The organism is Streptomyces sp. NC-S4, from assembly GCF_054353315.1.
Window position 1 is genome coordinate 488885 of record NZ_CM135937.1, and the last position, 12135, is coordinate 501019.

The 12135-nt window shown below is 72.6% G+C and carries 12 protein-coding genes; 7 read left to right on the forward strand and 5 right to left on the reverse strand.

Going from position 1 to position 12135, the window contains the following annotated elements:
* Window positions 1-80 precede the first annotated feature (80 nt).
* The 4 genes from ACXNSR_RS02325 (at window position 81) to ACXNSR_RS02340 (ending at window position 3019) form a co-directional block, all read left to right on the forward strand.
* Window positions 81-791 (forward strand): hypothetical protein, encoded by a 711-nt coding sequence (locus ACXNSR_RS02325; protein ID WP_458640449.1) that lies wholly within the window; start codon window positions 81-83, stop codon window positions 789-791.
* A gap of 235 nt (window positions 792-1026) precedes the next feature.
* On the forward strand, window positions 1027-1689 hold the full coding sequence (locus ACXNSR_RS02330; RefSeq protein WP_189746561.1) for an NADPH-dependent F420 reductase: 663 nt from the start codon (window positions 1027-1029) through the stop codon (window positions 1687-1689).
* Between the two features lie 101 nt (window positions 1690-1790).
* Complete coding sequence (locus ACXNSR_RS02335; RefSeq protein ID WP_189746563.1) at window positions 1791-2129, forward strand: PadR family transcriptional regulator; 339 nt, start codon at window positions 1791-1793, stop codon at window positions 2127-2129.
* Window positions 2126-3019 carry a hypothetical protein gene (locus ACXNSR_RS02340; protein ID WP_458640450.1) on the forward strand — a complete coding sequence of 298 codons (894 nt, stop codon included), beginning with the start codon at window positions 2126-2128 and terminating at the stop codon, window positions 3017-3019. The genes ACXNSR_RS02335 and ACXNSR_RS02340 overlap by 4 nt, the downstream gene beginning before the upstream one ends.
* Before the next feature lie 9 nt (window positions 3020-3028).
* On the opposite strand, the gene ACXNSR_RS02345 is transcribed toward ACXNSR_RS02340, so the two are convergent.
* Window positions 3029-3829: a class I SAM-dependent methyltransferase gene (locus ACXNSR_RS02345; protein ID WP_458640451.1), complete on the reverse strand. Its 801-nt coding sequence runs from the start codon at window positions 3827-3829 to the stop codon at window positions 3029-3031.
* A 279-nt stretch (window positions 3830-4108) separates the two neighbouring features.
* Here ACXNSR_RS02345 and ACXNSR_RS02350 point away from each other — a divergent pair, with 279 nt between their 5' ends.
* Complete coding sequence (locus tag ACXNSR_RS02350) at window positions 4109-4510, forward strand: RidA family protein (RefSeq protein ID WP_458640452.1); 402 nt, start codon at window positions 4109-4111, stop codon at window positions 4508-4510.
* A 28-nt stretch (window positions 4511-4538) separates the two neighbouring features.
* Here the strand turns inward: ACXNSR_RS02350 and ACXNSR_RS02355 are convergent, their stop codons facing one another.
* Entirely contained in the window at window positions 4539-5378 is an 840-nt protein-coding gene (locus tag ACXNSR_RS02355) for a dienelactone hydrolase family protein (protein ID WP_458640453.1), read from the reverse strand.
* Between the two features lie 317 nt (window positions 5379-5695).
* Here ACXNSR_RS02355 and ACXNSR_RS02360 point away from each other — a divergent pair, with 317 nt between their 5' ends.
* Window positions 5696-7597 (forward strand): alkyl/aryl-sulfatase, encoded by a 1902-nt coding sequence (locus ACXNSR_RS02360; RefSeq protein WP_458640454.1) that lies wholly within the window; start codon window positions 5696-5698, stop codon window positions 7595-7597.
* Between the two features lie 29 nt (window positions 7598-7626).
* On the forward strand, window positions 7627-8277 hold the full coding sequence (locus tag ACXNSR_RS02365; RefSeq protein ID WP_458640455.1) for an HAD family hydrolase: 651 nt from the start codon (window positions 7627-7629) through the stop codon (window positions 8275-8277).
* Between the two features lie 19 nt (window positions 8278-8296).
* On the opposite strand, the gene ACXNSR_RS02370 is transcribed toward ACXNSR_RS02365, so the two are convergent.
* From ACXNSR_RS02370 to ACXNSR_RS02380, 3 genes are all read right to left on the reverse strand, one after another.
* Entirely contained in the window at window positions 8297-9031 is a 735-nt protein-coding gene (locus tag ACXNSR_RS02370) for a hypothetical protein (RefSeq protein WP_458640456.1), read from the reverse strand.
* A gap of 261 nt (window positions 9032-9292) precedes the next feature.
* Complete coding sequence (locus tag ACXNSR_RS02375; protein WP_458643539.1) at window positions 9293-10138, reverse strand: IclR family transcriptional regulator; 846 nt, start codon at window positions 10136-10138, stop codon at window positions 9293-9295.
* 884 nt (window positions 10139-11022) lie between these two features.
* Window positions 11023-11601: an RNA polymerase sigma factor gene (locus ACXNSR_RS02380; protein ID WP_458640457.1), complete on the reverse strand. Its 579-nt coding sequence runs from the start codon at window positions 11599-11601 to the stop codon at window positions 11023-11025.
* Between the last annotated feature and the right edge of the window lie 534 nt (window positions 11602-12135).

Here is a 12135-nt window from a genome sequence, read left to right on the forward strand (position 1 = left end):
GCCCGGGCCGACCCCCGGCGGGCCCGGGCCGACGGCGTGTGATCATGTCCGTCGACAGATCCGCACCTCATGGGGGGACCATGCGCACCCGCACCACCACCGCCACGACCGGTCTCGTGACCGCGCTCGCAGCGCTGCTCGTCCTCTCCGGCTGCACCACGGCGGGAGAGGGCCGGACCGCGGCGCCGAGCTCCGTGGCCACCGTGCCCGCGCAGAGCGGCGGCGGGGCCGGCTTCCAGGGGCCCCGGCCGCAGGACCAGAACCTGCTGGCCTGGACCGGGGATCCCAATGACGCGGGACACGTCACCGCCCAGTCCCCGGCCGGGGTCGGCGGCCGGGTCACGCTGGTACGGATCGTCCTGCGCGAGCAGATCACCTGGTCCAACATCTGGCTGGGCCTGGCCGGCATCGACCCGAACGCGCAGCTCGCCAACTGCTACCTCGGCGTGTACGACGCCAAGGGCACCCTCGTCGCGGCCACCGGGGACATCTCCCCCCAGCTGATGACCGACGCGATCGCCAAGCCGTTCGCCCTCGCCAAGCCGTTCACCGCCGCACCCGGCACCTACTTCATCGCGCTGCTGCTCAACGGCACTTGGGCGACCAACGGCCTCACCCTGAAGTCCACGGGCGCCGGCATCTCGGTCAACGCGGGTCTGGCGCCGCCGAACCTCCGGTACAGCACCCTGTTGACCGGTCAGACCTCGCTGCCGCCCACCGTGAACCTCGCCGAGCAGTCCACGAGCACCATCAACACCGGCTGGGCCAGCCAGTGGTACGCGATCTCCTGACCCTCGGAAGCCGGGTGCGGCCCCGCCCGGTTCGCGGAGCGCGCGAAACGGCCGAAAAGTCATGCCTGCGGCTCCAGCGGGCCGGTCAGCGGCCCGGCCCGTACCGGTCGGCCCCGTACAGCGGCGCGATCGCATCGCTCGACCGGGCGATGACCGCCGCCGGCCGGAATGCCGTGGCCGGGGCGGGGGTTGGTGCGGACGCGACACTGATCCCGGATGCACTGGAGAGCTCATCATGAAGATCGGCATCATCGGCGCGGGCAACATCGGCGGCAACCTCACCCGTCGGCTCACGGCCCTCGGCCACGAGGTCTCCGTGGCGAACTCGCGCGGTCCCGAGACCCTGGCCGCGCTGGCCGAGGAGACCGGCGCCACCCCCGTCACCGTGGCGCAGGCCGCGCGCGGCGCCGAGATCGTCGTGGTCACGATCCCCTTCAAGAAGGTGCCGGACCTGCCGGCGGGCCTCTTCGACGAGGCCGCCGAAGGCTTCGCGGTCATCGACACCGGCAACTACTACCCGCGCCAGCGCGACGGCCGGATCGCCGGCGTCGAGGACGAGGGACTCACCGAGAGCCGCTGGACCGAGCGGCACCTCGGACACCCCGTCATCAAGGCCTTCAACGGCACCTACGCCCAGGACATCCTGGACCGGCACCGTCCGGCGGGCGCCGCGGACCGGATGGCACTGCCCGTCGCGGGCGACGACGCCGCGGCGAAGAAGGCCGTACGCGCCCTGATCGAGGAGCTCGGCTTCGACACGGTCGACGCGGGCGGCCTCGACGACTCCTGGCGCCAGCAGCCCGACACCCCCGTCTACGGACTGCGGGAAGGGGTCGACGCGGTCACCAAGGCCCTGGCCGAGGCCTCGCCGACCCGGCCGGAGGCCTTCCGCGGCTGACCGCCACACGGGCCCTCGCACCGCGGGCCGCGCCCCGCCGTGGCTCGGCGGGGCGCGGCCCTTCCGACGTCATATGCCGGTGGATGACCTACCATGCGGACATGAGTGATCGTGCGATGCAGGAACCGACCCTCCTCCTCCTGACCGCGCTGGCGGACGAGCCCCGCCACGGATACGCGATCGCGCGCGAGGTGGAGCTGATCTCGGGCGGCCGCGTCAAAATGCGGACCGGCACCCTGTACGGGGCCCTGGAGCGGCTGCTGGGTCAGGGGCTGATCGAGGTCCACGAGGAGCAGATCGTCGACAGCCGGCTGCGCCGCACCTACACCCTCACCGCCGAGGGCCGGCAGAGCCTGGCCGCCGAGGCGCAGCGGATCGCCGCCACCGCGCGCGAGGCGGCGCGCCGCCTGGGCGTCTCCGGCGAGACGGCCACGGCGTGAACCTCCTTCTCCTGCGCCTGTATCCGGCAGGGTTCCGCCGCGCCTTCGGTGACGAGATGGCCGAGGCCTACCGGCAGGCGACCGAGGGCGCGGGGCCGCTCACCCGGCTGCGGGAAGCCGGGGACATCGTGGCGCACGCGCTGCGGCTCCGCCTGGGGGTGGGTTCGGCGCAGCGCGGCGGGCGCCTGTTCGCGGCGACGGCGCCCTTCGCGCTGGCCGCGACGGGTGCGCACGCCGCGTTCCTGCTCGCCTCGACGCTCAACCTCGCGTACGTCACCGGTCTCCCGGACTTCCAGGCCCCGCTCGGGTATGTGATGAGCGGCTTCTCCGTACTGACCCTCATCGGCGCCGTGGTGGCGTTGAGCGGGCGCTTCGCCTCCGGCGCGCGGACCGTGTTCGCCGGGGTCGCGGGAAGCACGGTGTGCTTCGTCATCGCCGTCCTGCCGGGCGTTCTGGACACGCCGTTGGCACATCTGGCCTACCTGACCCCACCCCTGGTGATCGCCGCGCTCCCGCTGCTCTGCCCGCCTGACCTGCATCCGCCCTGCCGGATCAGGACCACGACGGGGCTGGTGGCACTGCTGCTCTGGGCCCCGCTGTCCGTGGTGCTGCTCGCCGTGCTGGACGCGGGCGGGATCGGCATGATGCCGGTGTGGCGCTTCGCCGTGACCGTGACCGCCGCCCTGGCCCTGGCGGGCCGCCCCGCGCTGTCCGGGATCCGAACGTCCGGCCAGTTCGCCCTGGCCGCGGCCCCGTTCCCCGTCCTCGGCTACTTCGCGGGGGTGGTGGGCCAGGACACCGCGGTGCCGTGCCTGGTCCTGCTCACGGCCACGGGCCTGGGCGTGCGCCTGTGGCGCCGCAGGCACGCGGACACGACCGGCCGCGCCTGAGCCGCGGGGTCAGACCTCGGCGTCGACGCCCGATCCGGCGACGCTGACGCGGATCTTGGACTGGCCGTGGCCGAGCTCCTCCCAGTCCTCCATGAATCGCGCCGACAGCCCGTGCCCGGCGGCGAGGTCGACGAGGGTCTGGGTGCGGTAGTAGAAGTCCTCGCGCAGCACCTGGTGTTCGGTGCCGGTGGTGCGGTCGAAGGTGAAGTCGAAGTGGCCCCCGGGGGCCAGTACCCGGCCGACGTGGGCGAAGCACTCGTCGATGACGTCGAGCGGCGAGTGCGAGAAGACGCTGTGGGCGTGGACGACGTCGAAGTAGCCGTCGGGGAGGAAGTCCAGCGTCAGGTTCCTGGTGAGGGTCAGGTGCGGGACCTTCGCCTGGAGCCCCCGCTCGGTCAGGGTCCGCTTCGCGGCGATGAGGATGTCGGGCGAGATGTCGATGCCGTAGTAGTGGCCCGCGTCGAGGTAGTCGATGAACCGCCAGCCGGCGCGGAGGTTGCCGCAGCCGATGTCCAGCATGCGTGCCCCGGGCTTCAGGCCGTGCCCGAGGAGGTAGTCGAACTGCATCTGCCCGAGCGCGAGCCAGCGTTCGTGGGTCTGGCTGCCGACCGCGGCCTCGGGGTTGCGGCGGGTGTCCGAGGCCATCACGGCGCGGTAGTAGCTGACGTGGTCGGGGTGCTTGAAGGCCAGCCACCGGTCACGGGCGGCGCGCTTCAGGTACGGGGCGATGCGGTGGGGACGGCTCGCGGCGTAGCGGACCTTGTGGACGAGGGATTCCCGGTTCGCGGTGAGGTTCTTCCTGGTGGCCATGGGCACTCCGTCTCCATCGGAACGTGAATCCCCGGCGGCGGGCAGGAGCGGCTGCCGCCGGGAAGGATCTTCAGAACCCACCATACGTCGGTGACCGGCATATACAAATCACTGGACTATCCAGGGATGCGGAAGGCGCGATGCGGGGTGCATGTGAATAGCTAACAAACTTGGGCATACAAGGCGATATCGCCAGATTGCCAGTCGGCGCCCCGCGGGTCCACGCAACGCGCCCGGGGCGTGACGCCCCGTCAGTCACACCTCTGGCAGCATGACGACATGACAGACATACATCGGAAGGTCGGCTCGGGATCGCCGCTGGAGCCTCGGATCGGCTTCTCCCGCGCGGTGCGGGCGGGGCAGTACGTCGCCGTCGCGGGGACCGCTCCCCTCGCGAACGGCTCCACGGTCGGCTCCGGTGACGTCCGCGCCCAGACCGTACGGTGCCTGGACATCGCCGAAGCGGCCCTGCGGGAGGCCGGGGCGTCACTGGAGGACGTCGTGCGCACCCGGGTCATGCTCACCGACGTGACGCGGTGGCAGGAGGCCGCGCGGGCGCACGGTGAGCGGTTCGCCTCCGTCCGGCCCGTCACCACCTTCGTCGAGGTGTCCCGCTTCATCGACCCCGACTGGCTCGTCGAGGTGGAGGTCGACGCGGTCATCACCCGGGAGGAGGGCTGAGGGGCCGGGTCCCCGCCGTACGGGACGGTCACACGGCAGAGGCGGGCCGTTCCCCGAGCAGTCGGGTGCGGAAGAGGTCGAGGACGGTGTCGAGCGCCTGCCGGGTGGGCTGGCCCGGTTCGTCGATGAGGTGTTCCGTCAGGACGGAGTGCGGCGCGAGGGCGCTCTGCGGGTTCGCCGCGCTCGCGTCCAGCTCGACGGCGACGAAGGCGTCACCGAGTTCCCGCCGGAGGTGGGCGAACCGGTCGCCGGGGACGAGCCGGTCACCCCGGAAGCGCAGCCCGAGCACCTGGAGCCCCTCGCGTTCGCAGCGGCCGCGGACGACCGCGAGGTCCTCGGGGCTGATGTCGATGGTGCCCGCTCGGCTCGCGGTGCAGGCCAGCGGGAGCGAGGGCTGCGAGAGCACCGGGGCGACGAGGCGCTCGTCCGTGGCCATCGCCAGGGCGAATCCCCCGGTCAGGCACATCCCGACGGCGCCGACCCCGGGACCGCCGCAGCGCTCGTGTTCGGCGGCCGCCAGGGCGCGCAGCCAGTGCACGACGCGCGAACTGCGCCCCGTGGCCAGCAGGGTGAACTCGCGGCTCACACACACCCGCCACAGCGACGAGGCCATGTAGCGGCCCGCACTCGACCGGCCGACCGCGCCGGGATCGGCGTCACGGCCGGGCCGGCCGAAGAGCACCGGGAGCACGGCCGTACAGCCGGCCGCCGCGACGTGCTCGGCGAACTCGATGACCTTGGGGGTGATGCCCGGGATCTCCGCCATGACGATCACCGCGGGGCCCGTGCCGCGGCGCAGGATCCGGCGGGTGGTGCCGTCATGGGTGAACGTGCTCTTCTCGAACCCGCTCAGGTCGTGGTCTGCCACGCCCCGCTCCTTCCGACGGCCGCCCCGCTTGGACGACATCAAGTTACCGAGAAGTAGAGCCTGGTGGTCAAGCCTGCGGCGGATGTTTCGGTGCGGCCGCCGAGGACGGGGCGAACACCGTGGTGGCCCAGACCCGCCCAGACCCGCCCAGGCCCGCCCGGACCCGCCCAGCTCCTCCCTCTCACCCGGACGGCTGAACGCGCCGGGCGTGCGCGGTGCGGCCGGGCGAGGCTGGGGTGGACCGGCGGCGCCCGCCGTAGGCCCCTCGCCCGGTCCGGTCGGGGCCGGTCAGGTACCGCCCCGAGGAGGCTCACCCGATGGAGAACGACCCCGGACACGACGCTTCCGAATCGATCGCCGCCGCCCACCGCGCGGCGCGCGGCAGTGGCACCTTCGCCGACCGCGCCGACTTCGACGACGCCACCCGCGGCTTCGTCGCCGCCCTGGAGCCCTGCGTGATCAGGGACGAGGACGGAAGCGTCGTATGGGACGGTGACGCCTACGCCTTCCTCAACGGGGACCGCCCGGACACCGTCCATCCCAGTCTGTGGCGCCAGAGCCGGCTCGCCGCCCTCCAGGGCCTCTTCCAGGTCGTGGACGGCGTGTACCAGGTGCGCGGCCTGGACCTGTCGAACATGACCCTCGTCGAGGGCGAGCGCGGTGTCATCGTGATCGACCCGCTGATCAGCGAGGAGACGGCGGCCGCGGCCCTCGCCCTGTACCGGGCCCACCGCGGGGACCGTCCGGTCACGGGCGTCCTCTACACCCACAGCCACGCCGACCACTTCGGCGGCGTCAAGGGCGTCACCACCCAGGCCGAGGTCGACGCGGGCCGGGTCCCGGTCCTGGCGCCCGAGGGCTGCGTCGAACACGCGGTCAGCGAGAACGTCTACGCCGGCACCGCCATGGCCCGCCGCGCGGGATACATGTACGGGGCCGGCCTGCCCAAGGGCCCGCGCGGCCAGGTCGGCGCGGGCCTGGGCCAGACCACCTCCACCGGCCGGGTCACGCTGATCCCGCCGACCGTCGACATCACCCGTACCGGTCAGGAGGAGACGGTCGACGGGGTACGCATGGTCTTCCAGCTCACCCCGGGCACCGAGGCCCCGGCGGAGTTCAACGTGCTGCTCCCCGACCACCGGGCGCTGTGCATGGCCGAGAACGCCACCCACACCCTCCACAACCTGCTGACCCTGCGCGGCGCCCTCGTGCGCGATCCGCACGCCTGGGCCGCTTACCTCACCGAGTCCATCGCGCTGTTCGGCGACCGGTGCGACGTCGTCTTCGCCTCCCACCACTGGCCCACGTGGGGCCGCGAGCGGGCCATGTCGTACCTGGCGCAGCAGCGGGACCTGTACGCGTACCTCCACGACCAGACGGTGCGCCTGCTCAACCAGGGATACACGGGGACCGAGATCGCCGAAACGCTGCGCATGCCTCCGGCGCTGGAGGCCGCCTGGCACACCCGCGGCTACTACGGGTCGGTCAGCCACAACGTCAAGGCGGTCTACCAGCGGTACATGGGCTGGTTCGAGGGGAACCCTGCGCTCCTCTGGCCGCACCCGCCGGAGGAGTCGGCCCGCCGCTACGTGGAGTTCATGGGAGGCGCGGCGGAGGTCCTGCGCCGCGCCCGGACCTCCTTCGAGCAGGGCGACTTCCGCTGGGTGGCCCAGGTGGTCGACCACGTCGTCTTCGCCGATCCGTCGAACGCCGAGGCCCGGGAGCTCCAGGCCGATGCCCTGGAGCAGCTCGGCTACGGCTCCGAGAACGGGACCTGGCGCAACTTCTACCTCACCGGCGCCCAGGAACTGCGCGGCGACTGGGTGGGGACACCGGCCACCGCCGCGTCCCCGGACGTGCTCGCGGCCCTGAGCCTGGACCAGCTGGTGGACTCGCTCGCCGTACGGGTCGACGGGCCCCGGGCCTGGGACGCCGACGTCGCCGTCCGGTTCGTCCTGCCCGGCTCGGACCCGCTGACGCTGCGCCTGGGCAACGGCGTACTGACCGGCGTGCGCGGCGACAACCCCGCGGCCGGTCGGCCGCACGCCGTAATCGTCCTCGGCGAACCGCTCCTGCGCGGGCTCCTGCTCGGTGTCCTGCCCCTGGACGACCTCCTGCGGCAGGAGGGCGTGGCCCTCGACGGCGACCCCTCGGTCGTCGCCGAGCTCTTCGCCCACCTCGACTCCCCCGACCCGGACTTCACCATCGTCACCCCCTGACGCACGAGCTCGGCCTCTATGCTGCGGACATGATCAAGCCGATTGAACTCGTGATATTCGACTGCGACGGAGTGCTCGTCGACACCGAGCGCATCGCCCTGCCCCTCCAGGTCGCGCTGGGAGCGGAGCTGGGCTGGCCGCTGACCGAGGACGAGGTCATGGACCGCTTCCTCGGGCGCTCCAGCGCCTCGATCCACGAGACCATCGCCACCCGCGTCGGCGCCGAGACGGCCGTCCTGTGGCGGGAGCTGTTCGAGCAGCGCCACCGCGAGGCGGTGGACGCCGGGCTGTCCGCCGTCGAGGGACTGCCCGAGGCGCTCGGCTCGATCGCCCTGCCGACCTGCGTCGCCTCCAGCGGCTCGCACGAGAAGATGCGGCACACCCTCGGCCGCACCGGCCTCTACGAGCACTTCGAGGGCCGCATCTACAGCGCCACCGAGGTGCGCCACGGCAAGCCCGCCCCCGATCTGTTCCTGCATGCGGCGCGGCAGATGGGCGTCGACCCGGCGGCGTGCGCGGTGGTCGAGGACAGCCGTCCCGGTGTCGAGGCCGCCCGCGCCGCCGGCATGCGGTCCTTCGGCTACGCGGGCGGACCGACCCCGGCCGAACGGCTCGAGGGCACCGGCACCGTCGTCTTCCACGACATGCGCGAACTGCCCGGCCTCATCGCCGCGGGGTGACTCCCGGGCGGCGCGGAGGTCACAGGTGCGCGTCGCGGGCGAGGGCGCCCATGACGGCCTCGGTCTTGCGCTCGCCGAACGGCGGCGGGGTGACATCGCGGTCCCGCAGGGCCTGTTCGAGCTGTGTCTGGACCTCGGCGGCATCGGCGACGTCCGACCGCACCGAGACCTCCAGGAAGCGCAGGCCGTTGTCGGTGCGCCATTCCTCGATCGCCACCTTGCCGGGCAGCTCGTCCCAGTCCTCCTTCCACTTCACGGCGTGCACGGGGCCCAGCGCCGTCAGGTCGGCGAGATCGGCCTCGGCCACCCCGGCCATGTGCAGGAGGTCCCGCTGTTCCTCGATGAGCAGCAGCTCGGGCGGGCCGGCCTGGGCCTCCAGCGAGGCCGCCACCGTCGGAGAGAACTCCGGGCCGGTCCGGTCCTGCTCGATCTTGAACTTCCAGTCCTCGCCCTCCTGGTCCTCCCGCCAGGGCTCGGGAAGCACGGGGCAGGGACGCAGTTTGACGGTCAGGTCGGTCTCCCGCTCGGATACGGGCCCCTCCTCGTCCCGGCGCCGACGCAGGATGACGCCCTGGACCAGCAGGGGCAGGGTCAGCGTCCCATCGGCCGCCCACTGCGGTCTGTCCCAGAAATGGATCGCGCGGCGGCTCCCCTCGTCCCGGTCGAGTTCCAGGGCGTCGAAGGCGGCCTTCGCCTCGGCCCCGGCGAAGCTGATCTTGATTTCCGCGGCCGTGGCCGCCGGAGACTCTGCCATGGTGCCGTTATCCCACGCCGTCCCCGGGCACGCATCTCACGCGGCGGCTGGCCCGGGGACGGGCGGACGGGCCCGGGAACGGCGGAACGGGCCCGCGCTAGGCCGTCTCTTTCGGATCTTGCCGGGCCCGCGGCGTCCGGCACCGCACCCGGCCGCGTTGTCGGGGCACCCGAGTACGTCCAGTACACGGGCGCCCCTCCGCCTTGCCGTGCACGGCACCGGACGCCGCGGGCTCGGCCGACAAGATCCGAAAGAGACGACCTAGGAGGTCGGTGACAGGAGGCTGCCTTCCGGCCGGCGTGCCGTCGGCGGGGTGCTGCCCGCGACGATCAGGGCGAGCAGGACCGCGGCCGCCTCGCTCTGCAGGAGCCGGGCGGCCTGCTTCAGCCGACCGGGGTCGGGGACCGGAATGGACAGGGCCACGCATTCCGCCTTCGGGCCCGCGGTGATCGGCACCGCCGCGCACACCGTCCCGATCGCGTACTCCTGCAGGTCGAGGAGGGGGGTGTTCGGCGGGCGGTCGTCGAGCTGGTGGAAGAGATCCTGTTGGCTGGTGAGGGTGTGGGGCGTGAACCGGGTGAGCCGGTGGCGTGCCAGGTGGTCCTTCCGGTCGTCCTGGTCGAGTTGGGTCAGCAGCGCCTTGCCCACCGCGGAGGCGTGGGCGGCGACGCGGAAGTCGACCCATTCCTCGACCACGGGTGCGGCCGGTCCGTCGGCGTACTGGGTGATGGAGACCTCGCCGTCGGTGTAGCGGGCGACGTAGACGGCGGCGCCCACGGCGTCCCGCACCCAGGCGAGGGTCTCGTGCAGGTGGCCCCGTCCGTCTCCGTTCACCGATTCGGCCAGCAGGAGGGCGCTGCCGGCGACGTACGCGTCCGGTCCGGTCGGGGTGGCGAGGTTGGCCCGGACCAGCTGTTCCACGGCCCGGGCGAGGACCAGTTGCGGCAGTGCGGTCTCACGGGCGATCTGGGTCAGGTTCACTCCTCCCGAGTAGCGGTTGATGACCTCCAGGACGCGCAGTGCCCGGTGGGCGGATTCCAGTGCGGCGGGGGCCGGGCATCCTTCGGGGGCCTTCCGGGCGGCGTGGGCCGGCCGGGCCTGTTTCAGCGCTTCGAGGGCCCAGGCGTTCGCCTGGTCCGTCAGGTGCGGGGTGTTCAGCCGGGCGTTCTGCGCGACGGCGACCGCCACCTGGGGGCCGGGGGTGACGACCTCCCCCAGGTCGGGGTGCTCCTTGCGGGGGCGGGACACGAGCGCCTGCCGCAGCCGTGCGGGGAGCCTGCACGGAGGCCGGCCGGCCCGTCCCGCTCCGGTGGTGAGGGCGGTCAGGTCCTGGGTGGTGATGGGCGGGGTGGTCCAGATGACCGAGGCTCCGAGGGCCTCTTCGAGGTGTTCCGGGGGCTGCGGCAGGGGCGGCAGGTGCTCTTCCGGCGGCAGGGTCCGGGCCTGGCTCTTCCAGTGGCGGGCGGTCGCGACCTCGGCCCGGGCGAGGTGCAGAAGGTAGAGGCAGTGGGCGGCGGTGCGCGAGCCCGCCCCGGCCGCGTACTGGAACCAGAACTGCGCGTCCTCCATCCGGTCGGCCAGGTGGAGCAGGCAGCCGAACAGCAGCGCCGAGTCCACGCCGTGCGGCCAGGAGCCGGCGTCCAGGGCGAGTTCGGCGAAGGGCCGGCTCTCCACGAGGCACCAGGTGAGGTCGTCCAGACCCCGGGCGGCGCGCACGTGACAGGCGGCGTCCAGGATGAGGTCGTCGGTGACTGCTGTGCGTGCGGACGCGAATGCGGATACGGCCTGCCCCCGCGGCGGCGGGGTCACGGCGCCGGGCGGACCGGTGGTACCGATGGCCGAGCGGGCCCGGTCGGCGACGATCCGGCGGGCGATCCGGCGGCGGGCCGCGCCCTCGTCGTATCCGGCGTACTCCTCCGCGAGTACCGTCGCGTCCACCAGGGCCGCGTCCAGTTCGCACAGCGGCATGTCGCGATGGCGGGGCATGTCGCTCACTGGTCCTTCTCCTCTCCGGGGATCCATTCCACCCCGAGCTTGCGGGACAGGGTTCGGCGTGCGCCGCGGATGTGCGAACGGACCGTCGCGGGGGTGATCCCCATCATCCGGGCGACCGTGTCGGAGTCGTTGCCCATGAGGAAGGCCAGCAGCACCACGTCGTACTGCCGCTCCGACAGGCCGGCGATGGCCGCGTACAGCCCGAGCTTCGACTCCAGCAGTTCCAGCCGCTCTCTGGAGGAGCGGCGCAGCGCTGCGAACCACGCCGTCTCCACCATCGCCACTTGCCGGCCCAGGGCCGCCAGCCGCCGTTCGACGTGTTCGCGCAGTACCGCCCACGCGAAGCCGTGGAGGCTCGCCTCCTTCAGGGCCTGGCCCCAGACCTTCAGCAGGAAGGTGAACACGTCGTCGACGACTTCCTCGGCGTCCTTCGGGTTTCCCAGCTGCAGGTGGGCATAGCGCAGATAGGCGCGGTGCTGCTGGGAGTGGAACGCGGTGAAGTCCACCGGCAGAACACCGGCCAGTTCGCTGGAGACCGCCTGGTCCCCCGATGGATCGAAATCGCCTTCGCTCATACGCTCCCCCACAGCAGCTGTTCGTCGCCGCACGCCGGGGCGGCGGTGACCTCACGGTGGCGGGTACGGGCAGCGGCAGGGCGGTGGCCGGCGGATGGTCCGCCGGTTCCCGTCCGTACCCCCGCACCCGGCAGGCGCATGGGCGCCCTGAACACATCGATGACGCGATAACGGGCAGTGGTGGCTAACAGGGCGAGGGCGGCCGTCTCGGCAACATTCACGTCGGCGCGGAACCTTTCAAGTGGATCATGAGTAACCGGCATGCCTGCCCCCGAACCGGCAGCCGTGGAGCACCAGGCGCTCCCATTCACCACCCCATCGGAAAGCGAGCCCGATCGTGCAGGCCGGTGCCTGAAAATCTTCCGAAGCAAGCGCATCCGCTTCTTCGTGCGCCCCGGTCCGCTAGCGCGCGCCCCGGTGTGCCCGCCGAGCGCCTCCTCCGCCGGCGCGCGCCCGACCGGGTCCCCTCGGCCGTCGCCGTCACACGATCGGATGTCGCTGCGACCCCATCCGGTGGGACACGTCCCGACTCCC